General features: G+C 49.2%; 17 protein-coding genes. 3 read left to right on the forward strand and 14 right to left on the reverse strand.

What is annotated here, in order from left to right; translation table 11 throughout:
* Position 1: 1 nt before the first annotated feature.
* The 4 genes from bioD to NYE28_RS10560 are packed head-to-tail and all read right to left on the reverse strand — an operon-like array spanning position 2 to position 3963.
* Positions 2-703, reverse strand: coding sequence for a dethiobiotin synthase (gene bioD, locus NYE28_RS10545; protein ID WP_059367361.1), 702 nt, complete (start codon positions 701-703; stop codon positions 2-4).
* Entirely contained in the window at positions 700-1860 is a 1161-nt protein-coding gene (gene bioF / locus NYE28_RS10550; protein WP_094031758.1) for an 8-amino-7-oxononanoate synthase, read from the reverse strand. The genes bioD and bioF overlap by 4 nt, the downstream gene beginning before the upstream one ends.
* Entirely contained in the window at positions 1850-3196 is a 1347-nt protein-coding gene (bioA, locus tag NYE28_RS10555; RefSeq protein ID WP_085342051.1) for an adenosylmethionine--8-amino-7-oxononanoate transaminase, read from the reverse strand. The genes bioF and bioA overlap by 11 nt, the downstream gene beginning before the upstream one ends.
* Positions 3196-3963: a 6-carboxyhexanoate--CoA ligase gene (locus tag NYE28_RS10560; RefSeq protein ID WP_094031759.1), complete on the reverse strand. Its 768-nt coding sequence runs from the start codon at positions 3961-3963 to the stop codon at positions 3196-3198. Before NYE28_RS10560 ends, bioA begins: the two co-directional genes overlap by 1 nt.
* 266 nt (positions 3964-4229) lie before the next feature.
* On the opposite strand from NYE28_RS10560, the gene NYE28_RS10565 reads away from it, so the two are divergent.
* From NYE28_RS10565 to NYE28_RS10575, 3 genes are all read left to right on the forward strand, one after another.
* Positions 4230-4637, forward strand: coding sequence for a GtrA family protein (locus tag NYE28_RS10565; RefSeq protein WP_014418060.1), 408 nt, complete (start codon positions 4230-4232; stop codon positions 4635-4637).
* Positions 4638-4643: 6 nt separating this feature from the next.
* Positions 4644-5537 carry a UTP--glucose-1-phosphate uridylyltransferase GalU gene (gene galU, locus NYE28_RS10570; RefSeq protein WP_160223464.1) on the forward strand — a complete coding sequence of 298 codons (894 nt, stop codon included), beginning with the start codon at positions 4644-4646 and terminating at the stop codon, positions 5535-5537.
* A gap of 74 nt (positions 5538-5611) precedes the next feature.
* A complete protein-coding gene (locus NYE28_RS10575; RefSeq protein WP_007410125.1) occupies positions 5612-6202 on the forward strand; it encodes a DedA family protein in 591 nt (196 codons plus the stop codon).
* Positions 6203-6256: 54 nt separating this feature from the next.
* Here NYE28_RS10575 and NYE28_RS10580 read toward each other — a convergent pair whose 3' ends face one another.
* The 10 genes from NYE28_RS10580 to NYE28_RS10625 all read right to left on the reverse strand — a co-directional run bounded on the left by NYE28_RS10580 (position 6257) and on the right by NYE28_RS10625 (position 19976).
* Entirely contained in the window at positions 6257-7786 is a 1530-nt protein-coding gene (locus NYE28_RS10580; RefSeq protein WP_043021171.1) for an acyl-CoA carboxylase subunit beta, read from the reverse strand.
* Between the two features lie 17 nt (positions 7787-7803).
* Positions 7804-8583, reverse strand: a complete 780-nt coding sequence (locus NYE28_RS10585; protein ID WP_014418063.1) for an enoyl-CoA hydratase — start codon at positions 8581-8583, stop codon at positions 7804-7806.
* Between the two features lie 13 nt (positions 8584-8596).
* A complete protein-coding gene (locus tag NYE28_RS10590; protein ID WP_007410122.1) occupies positions 8597-9496 on the reverse strand; it encodes a hydroxymethylglutaryl-CoA lyase in 900 nt (299 codons plus the stop codon).
* 15 nt (positions 9497-9511) lie between these two features.
* Positions 9512-9724, reverse strand: coding sequence for an acetyl-CoA carboxylase biotin carboxyl carrier protein subunit (locus tag NYE28_RS10595; RefSeq protein ID WP_007410121.1), 213 nt, complete (start codon positions 9722-9724; stop codon positions 9512-9514).
* Positions 9721-11070, reverse strand: a complete 1350-nt coding sequence (locus tag NYE28_RS10600; RefSeq protein WP_038463973.1) for an acetyl-CoA carboxylase biotin carboxylase subunit — start codon at positions 11068-11070, stop codon at positions 9721-9723. Before NYE28_RS10600 ends, NYE28_RS10595 begins: the two co-directional genes overlap by 4 nt.
* 21 nt (positions 11071-11091) lie before the next feature.
* Positions 11092-12732, reverse strand: a complete 1641-nt coding sequence (locus tag NYE28_RS10605; RefSeq protein WP_038463976.1) for an AMP-binding protein — start codon at positions 12730-12732, stop codon at positions 11092-11094.
* Between the two features lie 45 nt (positions 12733-12777).
* The gene (locus NYE28_RS10610) at positions 12778-13920 is read right to left on the reverse strand and encodes an acyl-CoA dehydrogenase family protein (RefSeq protein WP_012117696.1); all 1143 of its coding nucleotides are present in this window, start codon (positions 13918-13920) and stop codon (positions 12778-12780) included.
* 139 nt (positions 13921-14059) lie between these two features.
* Complete coding sequence (locus NYE28_RS10615; protein WP_038463979.1) at positions 14060-15598, reverse strand: family 10 glycosylhydrolase; 1539 nt, start codon at positions 15596-15598, stop codon at positions 14060-14062.
* A 121-nt stretch (positions 15599-15719) separates the two neighbouring features.
* Positions 15720-16100, reverse strand: a complete 381-nt coding sequence (locus tag NYE28_RS10620) for a DUF1360 domain-containing protein (RefSeq protein ID WP_007410116.1) — start codon at positions 16098-16100, stop codon at positions 15720-15722.
* A gap of 72 nt (positions 16101-16172) precedes the next feature.
* Positions 16173-19976, reverse strand: coding sequence for a non-ribosomal peptide synthetase (locus tag NYE28_RS10625; protein WP_038463981.1), 3804 nt, complete (start codon positions 19974-19976; stop codon positions 16173-16175).

A 19976-nucleotide genomic window follows, 5' to 3' on the forward strand; every position in this document is an offset into this window, starting at 1 on the left:
TTTATCTCCCCATTTGTGTCAGATTCATGAAAGAGGAAACATCTATATGTTTCTCAATCATGTGTTGAATGTTTTCCGATGAAACGTGATCCAGCTTCGGTGTGATTCCCAAAATCGGAACTTTGCATAATGTTTCAATCATGCTCGGGTTTGTCTTTTCGTCCAGCCCCGGCCTGCTCCTTACGCCGTTGATAATAATGCCGAGAACCTCTATCCCCATGTTTTTCGCATATTCAACGGTTAAATATGTGTGGTTGATGGTTCCGAGATCAGGCCTGGCCACAATCACCGCCGGCAATTCCATGGCTTTTATCAGATCACTGACTAAATAATTTTCACCAAGCGGGACGGAAATGCCGCCTGCCCCCTCAACGATGAAACACTCATGACGATTTTTGATCTTACTCCAGTGGGCCATGACATCCGCCATGCTCACGGATTTCCCCTCAAGCATGGCGGCCGTGTACGGGGCAAGCGGCTCTTTCCATTCAAATGGCGTGATTTCTTCATGAGACAGTGCGGTTTGTGACATGTCTTTCAACAGCGAGGTGTCACTTTCCGGATGAGTCCGAGGCACGCCGCTTAAAAACGGCTTAAACACTCCGATATCCGCCTGTTTCTGCCGGAATGCCGCGGCAAGTCCGCAAGAAACGATGGTTTTTCCGACGCCGGTATCTGTTCCTGTGACAAAAAAACTTCTCATTTGTTTATATTCAGCTCTTTTCTAATGGAATCAAATGCTTCTGTCAGCTCGTCTATATCCTGTAAGCTGCGATCCGCCGTAACGGTCAGCCTGATTCTGCTTTCGCCTTCCGGAACGGCGGGCGGGCGGATGGCCGGGGCGCAGATTCCCTTTTTCTCCAGCAGTGCAGAGGCTGAAACCGCTGTTTTTGCATCACCGATGATAACGGGGATAATCGGTGTATCTCCGCCTCTTACGGTAAAGCCCATATCGGCCAGACGCGTTTTTATCATTTTGACAGACGACTGCAGCTCACGGCGCGTATCGTGCATATCTGATATGATGTCAAATGCCGTATGCGAAGCCGCACAAATTGACGGCGGGAGGGCCGTCTGAAAAATAAACGTCCGCGCCTGATTCAGCAAAAAATCAATGAAAATGTTTGATCCCGCGGCAAAACCGCCTTCCGTTCCTACAGCTTTGCTTAATGTGCCGATGACAACATCAGGACAAACACCGAAATAGTCACTGGTTCCCCCGCCGTTTTCCCCGAGTACACCGGTTGCATGCGCGTCATCTGCTATCACAAATGCCTGGTACTGCTTTGCAAGCGCCATTATGCGGTCAAGAGGCGCGATGGTGCCGTCCATGCTGAAGACGCCGTCTGTGACGATGAAGCGGCGGTTCCGAGCCTGGACGGAGGCAAGTTTTTTCTCAAGATCAGCCATATCAATATGGCGGTACACGATGGTTTCCGCTTTTGATAAACGGCAGCCGTCAACAATGCTCGCATGGTTCAGTTGATCGCTTAAAATGACATCGCCTTGTTGAGGCAGTGAGGCAAGCACGCCGATATTTGCCAAGTAACCGCTTGAAAACAATAAAGCCGCTTCCGTCTGTTTAAAATCCGCGATTGTGTGTTCAAGTTTTTCGTGCCACACAGTATTTCCTGTCGTTAACCGTGAGCCGCCGCTTCCCGCTCCGAACCGGCTCAGCGCCGTTTGCGCGGCTGTGATCAGCCGCTCATCTTTTGACAGGCCTAAATAGTCATTGGACGCCCAGGTCTGCCGCTTTTGCCCTTTGGTTTTGAGAGCGGTTTCCTGTGTTCGCAGCGTCCGATACAGCCCGTCTCTTTTCACCGCATCGAGCCTTCCGAGGAGCCATCCGTCAAAATCCACGGCCGGTCACCTCGGCTATCGCTTCTTTCATAATGGAGATCATGGCTTGTAACTGATCGGTTGTGCTGGCAAGCGGCGGCAGAAAGGCGATGACGTCTCCGAGCGGCCGTGTCAGCATACCAAGCTCTCTCATTTTCAAGGACACCTTGTATCCCATCCGCTTTTCAGGCGGATAAGGCTGTTTTGTCCCCTTATCCTGCACAAGCTCTATGCCGCACATGAAACCGAGCTGGCGGACATCGCCGACATGAGGAAGCTGCTTCAGATCATGAAGAAATTTCGCTGCCGTTTTTGATTTTTCGGCGACTTGTTCAACGATGCGCTCTGATTCGAATAAACGCAGATTTTCAATTGCCGCGGCACAGCCAAGCTGATTTCCTGTATAGGAATGGCCGTGGAAAAATGTTTTCATTTTGTCGTAGTCATCGTAGAAGGCTTCATAAATGGCTTCTGTGGCAAACGTCACAGCGATCGGCAAATAGCCTCCCGTAATGCCTTTCCCTGCCGCCATCAAGTCCGGCTGGACATTTTCATGCTCACAGGCAAACATTTTTCCGGTGCGGCCGAACCCCGTCGCCACTTCGTCAACGATCATTAACACATCATATGCCGTACACAGCTTTCGTACGCCTGCCAGAAAGCCTTCAGGCATGACGATCATCCCGGATGCGCCTTGCACCATCGATTCGATCGTAAGTGCGGCAATCTCTTCGTGATGCTTAGCAAGCAGCTGTTCGAGCGCGTGAAGGCATTCATCCCGGCACTGTACGGGGTCGCCGCTTTCAGATCTGTATACATACGGAATCGGGGCTTTGTAGCTTTCAAACATCAGCGGGCCGTACACATGGTGGAAGAGTTCAATGGAGCCGACGCTGACGGCTCCGATCGTATCGCCGTGATAGCCGTTCTGCATAGAAATAAACGTCTGTTTCTCGGGTCTCCCTATGTTTTTCCAGTATTGAAAGGCCATTTTCAGAGCGATTTCCATTGCTTCCGCTCCGCTGTCGGAGTAAAAAACGCGTGTCAGCTTTTCCGGTGCGATGCCTGTCAGCATCTCGGAAAGTTCTGTTGCGGGAACGTTCGTCATACCCAGCAAGGTTGAATGAGCGATTTTTTCAAGCTGTTTTTGAATCGCTTCATCCATTTCTTTTTTTCGGTGGCCGTGTACATTGAGCCATACTGAAGAAAAGCCGTCATAATATTCTTTGCCGCTGATGTCTTTCAGCATGATCCCGTTTCCGCTTTCAATGATTAACGGATCTTCATCGTAATCTTTCATTTGTGTGAAAGGCAGCCAAAGATGCTTTTTGCTTTTTTCAATCATTGATTGTTTCATCATTTCTCCTCCTGCTGAATGAATACAGGCTGCTTCTCTAAAAAATGGATACAGCTCTCCGTATCTATGGAGCCATCTGTAAAGAAAATCCGGCAGCCGCTTTCATCTCCGGCATTCTTCATCTTGGCAATCCGCTGATATCCCAGCTTCTTTGCGGCAACGTAGCCTGTTATGTAATCAGGGTCATCCGACCAGCACAATTCAGCAATAATCCCCGGATGTGCGCAAACTTTTGCCGCGATGGCATGTGCTTCTTTTATTCGTGAATGTTCCGGCATGTTGTGAGTAAAAGCCCATTTTTGAAAATCACGTGACGGCCAATCCATTCGGGATACCCGCACACCTCTATTTCCTCTGCCGTCAATGCGTTCTCCTGCCCGGATATCAAACAGGACCGCTCCTCTTGCTTCTGCATATTCCGCAATGTTTTCGTACGCTTTCTCTATCATGTGCGGGGGAATCCCCGCCTTTTGCAGAAGCTTGCGGGCGATTGCTTGTCCTTTTTCCGGCGTGTCTGTTTGATGGAAAGCAACCGGCAAAGGGCGGATCGTTTCGATCGGTTCATTAACGCTTTCAAGCTGAATCTGCATAAAATCAGGTATCCCTCTTGAGTGCGAGAAGCCTTTATGTAATAAGCCATCTACCGCTTCCTGTAAACCGCTGTAAGTGATGAGCCGTTCTCCGCCGGAAATGTGTTTTCCGCCCTGCTCATGGGGGGCGTTTCGGGAAGCTCTCATTCTGACGCTGTAATAGGTTTCTTCCCGCATATATTCCCCTCCTTTCTCTTACTTTGAAAATTAATGTTAACCAAAATAATTAAAGGTTAACACTTATACAGAATATTAGTGCCCTTCACGGAATATGTCAACCTAAACTATCAAACTGTTAACTTAATGAGTTTTGCAAAGCCTCATTACGTTTTCATGTTTTGTTCATATTTTAGTAATTGTTTATTCAACACTGTCCGCTAAAGTAATCCATATCAACAAATAGGACAGCGAACCGCATCTTATTATGAGGGGAGGTCACCGTTATGCTGAAAGAAAAAGTAAAGACAGCAGGCCGTTTTTGCACTGTAGGCGTCGGTAATACGCTGATCGATTTTGGTGTCTTCTTTCTTCTCGCCGCTTGTCATGTCCCCTATCTTCCGGCGCAGATCTGCTCCTATTCGGCAGGGATCATCAACAGCTATGTATGGAACCGGAAGTGGACGTTTCGTGTAAAACGCAAGGCTGACGGGAAAGAGATCATGCGATTTCTCATGATTAATCTTGCCGCGTCGGGAATCACCTTTTTGCTGCTTTACGCGTTTCAAAAAGGCGGCTGTTCGCTATTGGTGAGTAAGTTCGCCGCCACTATCGGCGGGATGATGATGAATTTTATCGGAAACCGAATCTGGGTATTTGGAGATTCGCTGAAAAACATACAGGATCAGGAGTGAAGATGAATGAGAAAAAAAGTGAGAAAAGCGGTCATTCCCGCAGCAGGTTTAGGAACGAGATTTCTGCCGGCGACAAAGGCGCAGCCGAAAGAAATGATGCCGATTGTCGACAAACCGGCCATCCAATATATTGTCGAAGAGGCCGCAGCGTCAGGAATTGAAGATATATTGATTATTACAGGGAGAAACAAACGCTCGATTGAAGATCATTTTGACCGGTCGGCGGAATTGGAATTCAATCTGCAGGAAAAAGGCAAGACGGAGACGCTGAAGGAAATGCAGCGGATTGCCGATTTGGCCAATATTCATTACATCCGTCAGAAAGAACCGCTCGGATTAGGACATGCGGTGCTGTGTGCGGAGCATTTTATCGGAGATGAGCCTTTTGCCGTTCTCTTAGGTGATGATATTATGGTATCTGACACTCCCGCTCTTTCACAGCTCATAGACGTCTATAACCAACACGGCACAGAAACGGTCGGCGTACAGCCCGTCGATCCTGCTGATGTCAGCAAATATGGTATTATACAGACGGGGCGGCAGGGCGGTCATGTGTACCAGGTTGAGGATCTGATTGAGAAACCGGCTGTTGAAAAGGCGCCCTCTCATATTGCCGTGATGGGCCGCTACATATTAACCCCTGATATTTTTAAAACGCTGAAGACGATCGGAAGAGGCGCGGCCAACGAAATCCAATTGACAGACGCGCTGCGCGAAGTGTGCCGCACCCGAAGCATTTATGCGCGGGAGCTTGAAGGAAGCCGGTTTGATATAGGAGATAAGTTCGGCTGTTTTAAGGCCGGCACGGAGATCGGGCTTCTGCGGGAAGAAATGAGACCGAAACTTTTAGCTTATTTAGAAGAGGTGTTAAAAAGAGAATCTGAAGAAATCGTGCGTTAAAAAATAATTTGTAACCATTTTGCTTGTCAATCAGTCATATAATTGGGTAAAAAGATAAAGAGGTTGTGAACAGTGTGGGCAATTTTATTAGTGAAATATTATCCTGGCTGACAAGTATGGGCTATTTAGGGATTGCGCTCGGATTAATGATCGAAATCATTCCGAGTGAAATCGTTCTGGCTTACGGAGGATATATGGTGTCAGAAGGCACGATCAGCTTTATCGGCGCCATTGTCGCCGGTGTGATCGGGGGAACGATCGCGCAGTGCTTTATTTACTGGATCGCCCGTTATGGGGGACGGCCGTTTTTGGACAAGTACGGCAAGTACTTACTTCTGAAAAAGCATCATGTTGATGTTGCGGAAAACTGGTTTCGCCGTTACGGCGCCGGCGTTGTGTTCTCGGCGCGGTTTATCCCGGTCGTCAGACATGCGATCTCCATCCCGGCCGGCCTTGCGAAAATGCCTCTTTCCAAGTTTGTCATATTGACGACACTTGCCATTATTCCGTGGTCTGTCATTTTCGTTTATCTCGGGTATCAGCTCGGGGGACAGTGGAAAGACGTAGACAGCTATGCCGGAATGTATACAACTCCGATCATTATATTGGCTCTCGTATTTATTGTTGTTTATTTTGTTGTGAAGAAAATGAGATCAAGACTATGAAAAAAGACTGCATAAGAACGGCTGCGAGCCGGATCTATGCAGTCTTTTTTTTATTTATACCGGGTATACGGGGTGTTTCCGGTGTGTGAATGTCAGTTGTTTGGACATGTAAGCAGTGAGGCGTTTATTGAGTTCTTCCCGCAAGGAATCAGCAGGAACAATGCCGTCAATCACCATTTCAGAGGCAAGCCGGTAAAGGTTAATGTCTTCCTTATATTCATCACGCTTTTCTTGAATAAAAGCCGGTCTTTCTTCAGGGGCTAGCCCGCTGATTTTCTTTGCGTAGACCGCATTCACCGCTGCTTCAGGACCCATTACGGCAATTTGCGCAGTCGGAAGCGCTAAACAGCAGTCCGGTTCAAAAGCAGGCCCCGCCATCGCGTATAATCCGGCACCGTAGGCTTTTCTGACGATAACGGAAAGCTTCGGAACAGTCGCTTCCGCCATTGCGGAGATCATTTTTGCGCCATGCCTGATGATGCCCGCCTGCTCAACCTTCGTTCCGATCATGAATCCGGGAATGTCTGCTAAAAACAGAAGCGGAATATGGAATGCGTCGCACAAAGCGATAAATTTTGCGGCTTTATCCGCCGAATCGAGAAATAAAACCCCGCCTTTAACACGCGGCTGATTGGCGATAATGCCGACCGGCTGTCCGTGAATCCGCGCAAGCCCCGTTATTAATTCCTGCGCAAATAACGGTTTAATCTCAAAAAATGAGTCTTCATCAATGACACGTTCAATTAAATCCATCATGTTGAACGGTGCGTTTTGATGTGCCGGGATGACATCTGAGAGCGGTTTTTCAAAAGCTTTCGGGTTCTTAGATTTGTTGACGGGCGCTTTTTCAGTATAATTTGACGGGAAATAGCTGAGGTATGTCTGTGCCATCATGATTGCTTCCTGTTCCGTCCGGGCGAGGAGATCACCGCAGCCTGATACGGAACAATGCATACGGGCGCCGCCCATTTCTTCAAGCGATACTTTCTCGCCAATCACCATTTCTGCCATACGCGGGGAACCTAAGTACATGGATGCATTGCCCTCAACCATAATGACAATGTCGCAAAAGGCCGGAATGTAAGCGCCGCCCGCAGCGGAAGGGCCGAACAATAAACAGATTTGCGGAATGCGGCCCGACAGCTTTACTTGATTATAAAAGATGCGGCCGGCTCCCCTTCTGCCCGGGAACATGTCGACCTGATCCGTAATTCTCGCACCTGCGGAATCGACTAAGTACAAGAGCGGACACTGAAGCTTTTCCGCCGTCTCCTGAATGCGGATGATTTTTTCCACCGTTTTCGCGCCCCACGAGCCCGCCTTTACGGTTGAGTCGTTTGCCATCACACAAACGGTTCTGCCGCCGATGGTTCCGATCCCGGTAACGACCCCGTCAGCCGGCAGTCCGTCTGACATGCACTCGGCGAAAAAAGCGTCTTCAACGGATATGCCGTCATCGAATAAAAGCTTCAGCCTGTCTCTTACAAAAAGTTTTCCCTTCTTTTCGTTGCTTGCGTGATATTTCGCGGCTCCTCCCTTTTCAATCGTTTTGCTGCGTGTCTGCCGTTCTTTTTCGTAATCCATCCGAGTCCCTCCATGTTTTATTTTCCTTTGTATTCAGGGGGTCTTTTTTCTTTAAAAGCGCGCAGGCCCTCTTCTCTGTCAAGTGTGGGAATGACTTGTTCATATGCTTTTCGTTCGATTTCAAGCCCTGTATTGAGATCTGTCTCCAGACCCTTGTTTATCGCGGATTTTGCTTGTCTGACGGCGATCGGCCCATTAGCGGCGATGCGGCCGGCCAGTGCTTTTGCTTTTTCCATAAGTTCATCGGCTTCACAAACATGCTCGATCAGCTTCATGTCTTTTCCCTCTTCGGCAGAAAGCCTTCGGCCGGTATAGATCAATTCTTTTGCCGCGCCAGGGCCGATAAGCCGGGGCAGTCTCTGCGTTCCGCCCGCTCCGGGAATGATCGCAAGCCCTGTTTCAGGAAGGCCGAGGCCCGCCCGGCTGACGGCGATTCTGATATCGCAGGCGAGAGCGAGTTCAAGGCCTCCTCCGACAGCGGTTCCGTTCAGCGCTGCAATGACCGGCTGCGGGAGAGCTTCAATGGATGCGGCCGTTTCACCGATACGCCTGACGCTTTGCTTAACTTGTTCATGATTCATCCCCGCTCTTTCTTTTAAATCAGCACCGGCGCAAAATGTGTTCCCGGTGCCGGTGAGAATGACACAACGAATGGATGGCGAGTTTTTGATGTCTTCAATCACACGCTGTAAATGATCAATCATTTCTGAAGACAGCGAGTTGGCCGCATGCGGGCGGTTCAGCGTGATCAGACCGATTGTTTCTTGACAGACGGAATACAAGACGCAATCTTCCATGGCTTCTCCTTTCTCATTTCGTTCTGAATGCCTGCAGGTTTCTGCTTGGCAGGTCTTTGCCTATTTTATCCGCGATCCAACCGGCGGCATAAAGAAGTTTATTCATGTCCGTCCCGGTATCAATCCCCATTTGTTCGAGCATATAAATGACGTCTTCTGTGGCAGCGTTTCCTGCTGATCCAGGGGCGTACGGGCAGCCGCCAAGCCCCCCTGAGGAAGTATCAAAGGATGTGATGCCCATATCAAGAGCGGGAATGATATTCGCTAGAGCCGTTCCTCTTGTATCATGGAAATGGAGTGCGATTTTTGAGGCGGGAATTCTCGGCAAAAGGGCTTCAAGCACGGCTATGACCTGCAAGGGGTTTGCCGCGCCGATCGTGTCGCCGAGCGATATTTCATCAACACCCATTTCGAGCAGGGTGTCTGACAGGCGGATGACTTGTTCGACCGGCACGTTCTGTTCGTACGGACAGCCGAACACAGTGGACAGATAAGCTCTCGTCGCCATTTTTTCAGCTTTTGCTTCAGTAATAACCCGCCTGAGCTCTTGAACGGTCCGGTCAATCGGTTTGTTTACGTTTTTTTGGTTATGGGTTTCGCTTGCAGATAAAAATACACATGCCTGATCGATTCCGCCTTCTGCCGCATGCTCCAGTCCGATGAGGTTCGGAACGAGAGCCGCGTAGACCGTATGTTCAGATCTGGCAATGCCTTTTGCGACGTCCAGGCTGTCACGAAGAGCCGGAATCCATCTTGGATGCACGAATGATGTCACTTCGATATAGGGAAGGCCTGTTTTTGACAGCATATTGATCCACTCAATCTTATCTTCTGTATCCACCCACGCCGATTCATTCTGCAAGCCGTCACGCGGTCCTACTTCATTGATGCGGACATGTTTCGGACAGTTCATGCTGCACCTCCCGTTTTATTGAAGTTCAATCAGGACCTCTCCTTCATCAGTGAAATCACCTTCTGATTTTTTCACTTCTTTCACCGTACCCGCTGCATCAGCGATAATCGGAATTTCCATTTTCATAGATTCCAAGATGGCCACTTCCTGTCCTTCTTCAATGACATCACCCGGCTTCACATGAATTTTCCACAGGTTTCCCGCCATCTGAATTTTTATGACGCTCATTTTGACGCCCCCTCGTTCATTGTTTGTAAAAAACCGGTTGTTGCCTCGCCCTTTTCAAACACTTCTGAATGGGCAATTTTTGTCAGCAGCGGAATGTTGGTTTTAATCCCTTCTACATGATATTCGCCAAGGGCGGTTTTCAGTTGTTCAATGGCTTGTTTTCTCGTATTCGCCGTGACGACCATTTTGGCAATCATCGGATCGTAAAACGGAGAAATGACGCTTCCCTTTTCGACGGCGCATTCGTGTCGCACTGACGGGTGTCTTAAAACGGAAAAAGACGAGATGGTACCGGGAGACGGGTAAAAGGTGACCGGATCTTCCGCATAGATCCGCACTTCTATCGCATGACCGCGGTGGTTGATATCTTTCTGCGAGAAAGGCAGCGCCTGCCCAGCGGCAATTTTCAGCTGTTCTTCCACAAGATCCAGTCCTGTAATTTCTTCTGTCACCGGATGCTCCACCTGCAGTCTGGTGTTCATCTCTAAAAAATAGATTTGTTTCTTTTCGTCGACGAGAAATTCTATTGTGCCTGCATTTTGGTAGCCGATCGATTTAGCGGCTTTAACGGCGGTTTCACCGAGTCTTTGTCTTAATGCATCGTCAACAAACGGCGACGGCGCTTCTTCTATCACTTTTTGGTGGCGCCTTTGGACTGAACAGTCACGTTCAAACAGATGAACGGTGTTGCCGAAAGAATCTGCGAGTATCTGAATTTCAATATGACGGGCATTTTCAATGACCTTTTCCATGTACATTGCGCCGTCTCCAAAAAAGGAGGCGGCCCGCTTTTGATTGCCTTCGAACGCTTTGGCCAGCTCTTCTTCTGAATGTACGATCTGCATGCCGATTCCGCCTCCTCCTGCGGACGCTTTCAGCATGACCGGAAAACCGATGGCACGGGCTTCGGCTAAGGCGGAGTGAACATCGGGCAATGGCTCTGAAACACCGGGAACGATCGGGACCTTTGCTTTTTGCATCGTTTTTCGGGCTTCTATCTTGCTGCCCATCTTGGCGATGATATCACCGGGCGGACCGATAAATGTGATTTGTTCCTTCCGGCAGCGTTCGGCGAACAGGCTGTTTTCTGACAGAAGCCCGTAGCCCGGATGAATGGCGTCCGCTCCGGCGGATTTGGCGGCTTCTATGATTCTGTCGATATGTAAATAGCTTTCATTTACTCTCGATTTACCGATCGGATAGGCCTCATCAGCCGCTTTTACATGCAGCGCGTCCCGGTCGGCTTCTGAATACACAGCTGCCGAGGGGATGCCGAGACGTTTGCAGGTGCGGATAATTCGTAAGGCGATTTCTCCTCTGTTGGCAATCAGGACTTTTTTAAACAAATGTGAAGCACTCCTTTTTCATTAAGTTAACTTGAGCTCTTCAATCGTTTTTTCCCGCAGCTTGAATTTCTGAATTTTTCCTGAGGCTGTCATTGGATATTCATCTGTAAACAAAACATACCTGGGGACTTTATAGCGGGCGATATGTTCTTTGCAAAAGGTTCTGATGTCTTCTGCGGAAGCGGTTTGTCCGTCTTTGAGCCTAATCCACGCCGCGGCCTCTTCTCCGTATTTCGGATCAGGAACGCCGACGACCTGAACGTCTGCTACCGCGGGATGCCGATATAACATTTCCTCAATCTCGCGCGGATAGATATTTTCGCCGCCCCTGATCAGCATGTCTTTCAGACGGCCCGTGATTTTGCAGTACCCGTCCTCGTCCATGACCGCCAAATCACCGGTATGCAGCCAGCCGTCTTTGTCTATCGCTTCTTCGGTCGCTTCTTGATTTTTATAATAGCCTTTCATGACATGATATCCGCGGGTGCAGAGCTCTCCTTGTTCGCCCCGGGCGGCTTCTCCGGATGTTCCGGGCCGAACGATTCTGACTTCGATATGAGGAAGCGCGCGCCCCGCTGTTTCCACTCTTCTTTCAAATGAATCATCCGTTCTTGTCTGCGTAATAACAGGTGATGCTTCGGTCTGTCCGTAGGCAATGGTAATGTCGGTCATCCCCATTTTGCCGATCACTTCTCTCATGACTTCCGCCGGGCATGGCGAGCCTGCCATAATCCCGGTTCGGACGTGGGAAAGATCATATTCAGAAAAACGGCTGTCATTTAGGAGGGCGATAAACATCGTCGGTACACCGTGCAGAGCCGTGCAGGCTTCTTGCTCCACCGTTTTCAGAACGGCCGGCGGAGAAAACTGTTCGATCGGAATCATCGCCGCACCCGTGGATACGCATGCCAGCACGCCGAGCACACACCCGAAGCAGTGGAAAAACGGCACGGGAATACATAAACGGTCACTTGAAGTAAGCTTCATGCATTCTGCGATATTGGCCGCGTTATTTACGATATTAAAATGTGAGAGCATGACGCCCTTCGGAAATCCGGTCGTACCTGATGTATATTGCATATGAATGCAATCATCCTTTTTCAGGCTGTCCATCCTTCCGTCAAGCGTCGCATCCGTTACAGCTTCGGCATTATCCAGCAATGAATCCCAACGGTGCATCCCGGGCGGGCTTTTATCACCGATATATAACACCGTCCGTAAAAATGGATAACGTTTCGAACGCAGCCTGCCGCGCTCACAAGTTTTCAGCTCCGGAATCAGCTTATTCACGATTTCAACATAAGATGTCTGCCGGTAGGAATCCATGATTATCAAGGCCGAGACGTCTGAATGTGCCAGCAGGTAATCGAGCTCTGCGATTTGAAAATTGGTATTAATGGTGACCAGAACGGCGCCGATTTTCGCTGTTGCAAATTGCGCCGCGAGCCATTCCGGAATGTTGGATGCCCATATGGCCACATGATCTCCTTTTTCAACTCCCAGCTTCATCAGCCCTTTTGCGGTTTGCCGGCATAACCGGTCAAACTCGGCATACGTATAACGAAGGCCGCGCTCAGGGTAAACAACCGCTTCACGATCCGGAAAAAGCTCCGCGGTCCGCTCAAGCAGCTTTCCGGCTGTTAAATGGATAAGTTCAGCCATATGACCTGCCCCCCTTCCATCCCTGTCTTAGTAAACGTTTTCATTTCACTTCAAAAGCTGTCTTGCGATGACCATTCTTTGAATTTCTGACGTTCCTTCGCCAATCTCCATCAGCTTTGCGTCACGAAGCATACGTTCGACACCGCATTCCTTCATATAACCGGAACCGCCATGAATTTGGATGGCCTGAAGGCACGTTCTGACGGCCATTTCAGAAGCATAGAGCTTGGCGAATGCAGCTTCTTTCGTAAATGGCAGGTTTTGATCCTTCAGCCATGCCGCTTTAAGCACCATCTGTCTGGCAAGGTCAATTTCCATCGCCATATCGGCCAGCTTAAATTGAATGGCTTGAAATGACGATATCGGACTGCCGAACTGCTTGCGTTCCTTCGCATATGACAGCGACGCCTCCAGTGCGCCTTGAGCGATACCGACAGCCAGTGCCGCAATCGAGATCCGCCCGCCGTCTAATGTATATAAAAATTGTTTAAAACCTTTTTCAGGATCACCGAGCAGGTTATCGGCAGGCACCCTGACATCCTCCAGCACAAGCTCGGCCGTATCCGACCCTCTCACACCCATCTTGTCGTACGGATTTGTGATCGTAAATCCCGGTGTGTCTGTCGGGACGATGAGAGCTGAAATGATCGGTTTTCCGGCGGAGTTCTTTCCCGTAACGGCGGTGACAATGACCGTGCGGGCGTAATTTGCGTTTGTGATCCAGCATTTCTCTCCGTTTATCACATAGTCACCGCCCTTTTTCTCGGCTTTTGTCTGGGTTCCGCCGGCATCTGAACCGGCATTCGGCTCCGTCAGCCCGAATGATCCGAGCGCTTTTCCCGAAGCAAGCGGAATAAGATGTTCTTGCTTTTGCTGTTCAGTACCGAAATAGTATAATGGGCTTGCGCCGAGTGACACGGCTGCCGCGTAGCTCAGCCCCGTGCTGCCGCAGGCTTTTCCGATTTCTTCGACCGCTGCTGCATATGAAATGGTATCACCGCCCGCCCCGCCGTATTCTTCCGGAAACGGAATTCCGAGCAGCCCGAGTTCGCCTATTTTTTTAAATGTGTCTATCGGGAAGACGGCTGATTGATCAACCTCATGGGCTTTCGGGGCAATTTCATTTTTGGCGAAATCTCTGACCATTTCGCGCACCATCTGCTGTTCTTTTGTCAGTTGAAAATTCATTAACCTTCCTCCTTCTGCTGCTTTCTACATTTTATTAATGGGGGTCTTTATTCATTCCATCCAAATAAAGTCTGAACATTCGGACTCATCCGCTACAAAAAAACTGACAGCGCCGCAACTGTCAGTTTTATTAATAATGCTATTTAACCGTCCGTTTTGCGGAGGGACGGCTCTCATGGTGAAGCCTGTCAACGGAAGTAACGAAATAGGTGCAGGCTTCTTTCGCCCGAATATCAGTATCTGAAAATGTCTGCGTCCGTGACGATGTTTTTCTGACTGTATCCACTAAATAAGGCTGCTTTCCCTTTTCTGCGCGGTAAATGGCGTAATAAGCCGTTTTTTTACCGTTGGATTTCGCATCTTCGATATAGAGTGTATGGCCTGAAGCGTTCTTCTCCGCCCGTTTGACAGACGGTTTTTTTAAAGCGGAATGTCCGAGCCAAGGCATCTCGGGAATTAATGCGGGCCGGCTGTACATGTCTTTGATCAAACGGTTTTTTACATCGAGCGGATTACGGTTTAAATCCTTTAAACTGAAATGCATGCTGCCTTTTATCCATGCTGATCCCCTGTTAAGAGCAATCTGTCTTCCGTATTCCCCCGGGTCGGCCCAGGCCGGATCAGCGTTGTTGTTGATTTTATAAGCTGCCTGCCCGATATATAAATGCACCGGCCGATTGTTCACTTCTTTTCCCCACCAATCCGCTAAGACGTCATATGCCGCCGCTTTAAATCCGATGCTCCAGTAAATTTGCGGTGCGATGTAATCAATGTATCCTTTTTGGATCCATTCTCTCGTATCAGCATATAAATCATCATAGTTCCGCACCCCTGCGGCCGTTTCGGAGCCTGTCGGGTCATCTGCGGCATTTCTCCATACGCCGAACGGGCTGATTCCGAATTTGACATAAGGTTTTTCTCGTTTGATGGTTTGGTTGATTTCTTTTACAAGCCGGTTGACGTTATCCCGGCGCCAGTCATCAATTGATGCAAAGTGAGCTTTTCCGTACCGTTCGTATTCCGCCTGATCGGGGAATTCCTGTCCGGCAATTTTATAAGGATAAAAATAATCATCCATATGAACCGCATCAATGTCATAACGGCTGACCACCTCTTTGATTCCATCCGTTATAAATTGTCTTACTTCCGGAATGCCCGGATTATAGTACAGCTGTTTTCCGTATGCAGCGACCCAGTCCGGATGCGAACGCGCGGGATGATCATCTGAAAGCGCATTCAAATTTGTGTGATTCATCGTGATCCGGTAAGGATTGAACCAAGCGTGAAATTCAAGATTCCGTTTATGTGTCTCTTCAACTAAAAAAGCAAGCGGATCGTAGCCGGGATTTTTGCCTTGTGTTCCTGTCAGATACTCTGACCAAGGCCCGTAATCTGATGGATAAAAAGCATCAGCCGCAGGCTTAATTTGGACGATAACGGCGTTCATTCCCATCTCCTGAACGTCATCCAGCAGCTTGCTGTATTCTCTTTTTTGCTCTTCCGGTGACAGCCCTTTTTTAGAGGGCCAGTCGATATTGGTGACAGACGCGATCCATACGGCTCTCATTTCTCTCTCCGGCTGAGTGCCGCTTGCTTGTGCGGATACTGAGAATGTAAAGATGCCGGCTGTCAGTACAACGGCCAAAAACCATATCATGCTAAAACGGCAGCTTTTCATGTTTTTCCCCCTCTCTGCTTTACGGTATTCCGAAGCATTCCGGGCGGTGAATCAGAAAGCCTGCTTTGCTCCTCTCAGCCTAAAAGGGAAAGAAAAAAGTCCTAAAGCGAATCAAAACGCTTCAGGACTTTTTATGTTTCATGGCGGCGAGCACGTCAATGACCTTCGTTCCGACGCCGACACACGTTTCAAGAATGGCCTGCGCTCCGGCGATGGACAAAATGAAAATAACCGGATGTGCATAGCGGGGCCAGACCAAGTAGCAGATGCCGATCAATATGGCGCACCAGACGCCCGCACACCAATAACATTGCAGCATATAACCGAATGCGGAGGAAGGGACTTTTTTTTGGACGGCGCGCCCGTTTTGATCGACGGTTTTTTCTTGCTTTATAAAGGGTTTTCTTATGAATTCCGTAATCTTATCAAATACGATCAAATGGGTCAGCCGGTAGCTGGCAAGAATGATCATTACATACGTAAGCCAAGATAGGTTCGTCATGTCAAAGCCTCCAAAAAACTGGTTTGATTCCCCTATCTTGCCCTCTGTCATCCTGAACCATTCTGCCGGATGTTACAGATTCCGCGCCAAGCGTCTTCCGCTGTTTGCAATGATGTCGAGTATGACCTCAGCATTTTGATGTGCAAAGGCGGGTTCAAACATATCTTTATGGGCGCCCCCGCCTTGATATTCCTGATAGAGTCCCGTTGTGGCGCCTTCCCATTTCATCGGCTCGGTCTTATCACTGTGCTCTTCCTTTATACCGGCCTCGATAAAATGGAGGTTTGCCGCAATTTGGCCATCATTTATCAGTTCCGCCCAGTACGTTTGATAGCGCTCTGTCTTTTTGATGACCGCTTCTCTGACGGCTTCCGGGACATTTTCGGCTGTTGCGTTTGTTGGCTGCGGCGGCAGTGCGTCAAGCTTTCTGTACGCGTCTGCGATAATGACGTCGCTGATTTCTAAGCCGCGCTTTTCCATCGCTTTTGCCGCCTCGAATGCCGTATTGCCGCCCGCTGAATATCCGAAGAGGATATAAGGGCCTTCCGGCTGTATTTCCAGCATTTTATCAATGTATTGTTCCATTCTGCTGTCTTCTTCAATAAAGTTAAAACCGTACACAGCAGCCCGTCCGTTTAATGCCGCCGCAAGATCTTTAAAGAAAATGCCGAAACCTGAGATAGGCGGAAAACAGAATATATTGCGGCCTTTCGGCTGGTTCAGTCTGCTGATATGCTGCTCTGCAGCTTCTGACAGTGTGTTTGAATACAGCTTTTCAGCCAATTGTTCAATTGTCGGATATTCAAATATCATTTCAATCGGCACATCCATCTGCTGCCTGGTCTTCAGCTGATGAATCACTTGCAATGCTTTCAAAGAATGGCCGCCCAGCTCAAAGAAGTCATCCTGTATGCCCAGCTCCCCGCAGCCGAGGATCGGCGTCCAAATGTCGATCAGCTCACGCTCTACCCAGTTTCGTGGCGGAACGGCTTTTGATGACGTTTTTTTCCGTTCTGGCGCAGGCAGCCCGCGGCGGTCCACTTTGCCGTTTGCAGTAAGCGGCATACGGTCAAGCTTCATCACATACTGCGGAATCATATAGTCGGGAAGCGACCTGGCCAGCAGGGATTGAATGGCTCTTTCTTCAGCATGCGCGCCCGTATAATACGCACAAAGGGTTGCTTCTTGTCCTTCGTCTGACACGATGACTGCCGCTTCCCTGATTCCATCGATTTCAGTCAAGCGCGCTTCGATTTCGGCCGGCTCAATCCGCTTCCCGCGAATCTTGAATTGGCGGTCGATACGGCTGATGTATCCGATGCTTCCATCAGGCAGCCAGTGTGCCAAGTCGCCTGTTTTGTAGATCTTTTCTTCAGGATGAACCGGGTGGCTGACAAATGCTTCACTTGTTAAGTCAGGCCTGTTTAAATAGCCTTTGGCAACCCCGTCACCGCCGACACAAAGCTCACCGGGCACGCCGATCGGCGCAAGTCCGCCATTTTTATCAATGATATACGCGGTTGAATTGCTGATCGGTTTTCCGATTGGGATCGGCTGAGAAAAATCGTGCCTGATTTCGTAAAAGGTAGAAAATGTTGTATTTTCCGTCGGTCCGTATATGTTATAAAGGCTGAGATTCGGACAGCGGTGTCTGACCTTATTGATGAGCGCCGGGGACAATGCTTCTCCGCCGACATATAAGGTGTGCAACCCAGAAAACATCTCCGGATCTGCCTGGGCGAACTGGTTAAAGAGTGCCGTCGTCAAAAACAGAATCGTAATACGGTTGGAAGAAAGATAATTGCCGAACCTCTCAGGGGCAAGCATTGTCGAGCGGTCAACCACATGAAGACATGCTCCGTTCAAAAGTGCTCCGAAGATTTCAAACGTCACTGCATCAAAACCGATGGACCCTGTCAGAATGAGACGGTCCGACATGCCAGCCGACGTGTAATTGCTGTTTGACACGAGCGATACGACGTTTCGGTTGGAAATCATCACGCCCTTCGGTTTTCCTGTTGAACCGGATGTATACATAATATAGGCAAGGTCATCACGTGCTGTATCGGTATTCAGTTTTCCCGCATCAGGTGTTTGTTTTTCAGTTGCAGCCGGGATAGAGATGATGTGAGAAAAGTCAATGTCAGTCTCAATTCCTTTTTGCACCGTTAACAGCTGTGCTCCGCTCTCAGTGAGCATATCGGCGATCCTGTCGGTTGGCAGTTCTGCATCAAGAGGAAGGTACGTCCCTCCCGCTTTCAATACAGCGAGAACAGCGATGATAAATTCCGGTGAGCGTTCGGCCAGAATCCCGGCAATTCCCTTTGGCGCCAAACCGTTTTCCAGCAGGGTGCGGGCGAATGCAGTTGACCGTTCATCGAGCTCCCGGTACGTCATCGTCAGCCCGCCGGCGTGAAGCGCCTGATGGTCCGGGGTTTTCTTCACCTGTCGGCTGAACAGGCTGATGATGCTTTCATCTCTTTCATAAGTTGTTTTCGTGTCATTAAATTCGCCGATTATTCTTGATTTTTCCTTTTGTCCGAGCATCGGAAGCCGATCAGCCGGAAAATCGGGATTGAAGGCGGCGCCGCGCAGAGCTTCTTCCAAGTGTCCTTTTACGCTCTCTATCCATACTTCGTCATAAACGTTCGCATTGTAGCTGAATTTGATGAGCAGCTCATCGCCAGGCGCTATGATGAGGTTAAAATCGTAACCCGATTGTTCCGAAACGTTGACATTCCCGATCCGGAACGGTGCATCCGATTCCTTTTCCGCGTCTTTCATCTGCTGCTGGATCGGATAATTTTCAAACACGATGATATGGTCAATTAAATCCTGTTTCAGCTCAGTCTGCGATTGGATGTCAGCAAGCGGATGATAGCTGAACGCCTCTGAATCAAGCATTTCTTTCTGCAAGCGGCCCAGCAGTTCTCTAAAGCTTTCGTCACCCGTTTTAATGCGTACCGGCACGGTATTGATAAACAGACCGATCATGCTTTCCACGCCGTCAATGACGGAAGGCCGCCCTGATACGACGGCGCCGAATACGGCATCGTCCGTCCGGTTGTAGCGCTGCAGCATCAGGCCCCATACAGTCTGCATAAGAACCGCGAGCGTAGCGCCCTCTTCTTTGGCGATGGTTTTCAGCTTGTCCGTCAGGTTTTGATCTATAGAAAACAGCAGCTCTTCCTTGCGGTAGCCTTTTTCCTGGGGACGGGCCGATATTTTCGGGAGTCCTGAGGGTGTCTCACAGCCTGCTAAATACCCTTTCCAATATTCAGAAGCCGCGTCTTTGTCCTGATCAGTCAGCCATGTAATATAAGTGCTGTAAGGCTTTGCGGGCGCCAGTGTGATGGGTGAGCCTGTTTCAATCGCCCGGTACATATGCATGAATTCCTGAAGGACGATGCCGAGGCACCAGCCGTCCATAAGGATGTGATGGTGGCTCCAGACGCATACATATTTTTCGTCAGCCGTTTTAAACAAAGAAACACGCATCAGCATATCCTTTTGCAAGTCAAAGCCTTTTAAGCGGTCACGTTCCTTAAATCGCTGTAAATAGATGCTCTGTTCCGCTTCGTCCAAATGTGTAAGATCTTCGCGGTGCAGCCGGAATTCCCGCTCACGCAGCACAACTTGGCGGGGGCCGTTCAGCTGAGCGACATGAGGTAAAAAAACCGTTCTGAAAATATCGTGGCGGCTGATGACAGACTGTACGCTTTGCTCAAACAATTCCGGACGAAGCCGGCCTTTTATGGTGAAGACGGATTGCTCGATATATGCAGCCCCCTCCTTTTGCAGAAAGGAATGAAAAAGCATTCCTTCCTGCATTCGGCTGAGGGGATAAATATTTTGGATATTTTTTGTTTTGTCCAT

It is taken from the genome of Bacillus sp. FSL R5-0443 (genome assembly GCF_038608285.1).
Classification (GTDB): domain Bacteria; phylum Bacillota; class Bacilli; order Bacillales; family Bacillaceae; genus Bacillus; species Bacillus velezensis.

What these genes read in the sequence shown, in the direction of transcription:
- bioD (WP_059367361.1), bottom strand. Translation starts at nt 703, where the DNA reads ATGAGAAGTTTTTTTGTCACAGGAACAGATACCGGCGTCGGAAAAACC.
- bioA (WP_085342051.1), bottom strand. Translation starts at nt 3,196, where the DNA reads ATGAAACAATCAATGATTGAAAAAAGCAAAAAGCATCTTTGGCTGCCT.
- NYE28_RS10560 (WP_094031759.1), bottom strand. Translation starts at nt 3,963, where the DNA reads ATGCGGGAAGAAACCTATTACAGCGTCAGAATGAGAGCTTCCCGAAAC.
- NYE28_RS10565 (WP_014418060.1), top strand. Translation starts at nt 4,230, where the DNA reads ATGCTGAAAGAAAAAGTAAAGACAGCAGGCCGTTTTTGCACTGTAGGC.
- galU (WP_160223464.1), top strand. Translation starts at nt 4,644, where the DNA reads ATGAGAAAAAAAGTGAGAAAAGCGGTCATTCCCGCAGCAGGTTTAGGA.
- NYE28_RS10580 (WP_043021171.1), bottom strand. Translation starts at nt 7,786, where the DNA reads ATGGATTACGAAAAAGAACGGCAGACACGCAGCAAAACGATTGAAAAG.
- NYE28_RS10585 (WP_014418063.1), bottom strand. Translation starts at nt 8,583, where the DNA reads ATGGAAGATTGCGTCTTGTATTCCGTCTGTCAAGAAACAATCGGTCTG.
- NYE28_RS10590 (WP_007410122.1), bottom strand. Translation starts at nt 9,496, where the DNA reads ATGAACTGTCCGAAACATGTCCGCATCAATGAAGTAGGACCGCGTGAC.
- NYE28_RS10595 (WP_007410121.1), bottom strand. Translation starts at nt 9,724, where the DNA reads ATGAGCGTCATAAAAATTCAGATGGCGGGAAACCTGTGGAAAATTCAT.
- NYE28_RS10605 (WP_038463976.1), bottom strand. Translation starts at nt 12,732, where the DNA reads ATGGCTGAACTTATCCATTTAACAGCCGGAAAGCTGCTTGAGCGGACC.
- NYE28_RS10610 (WP_012117696.1), bottom strand. Translation starts at nt 13,920, where the DNA reads ATGAATTTTCAACTGACAAAAGAACAGCAGATGGTGCGCGAAATGGTC.
- NYE28_RS10615 (WP_038463979.1), bottom strand. Translation starts at nt 15,598, where the DNA reads ATGAAAAGCTGCCGTTTTAGCATGATATGGTTTTTGGCCGTTGTACTG.
- NYE28_RS10620 (WP_007410116.1), bottom strand. Translation starts at nt 16,100, where the DNA reads ATGACGAACCTATCTTGGCTTACGTATGTAATGATCATTCTTGCCAGC.
- NYE28_RS10625 (WP_038463981.1), bottom strand. Translation starts at nt 19,976, where the DNA reads ATGGACAAAACAAAAAATATCCAAAATATTTATCCCCTCAGCCGAATG.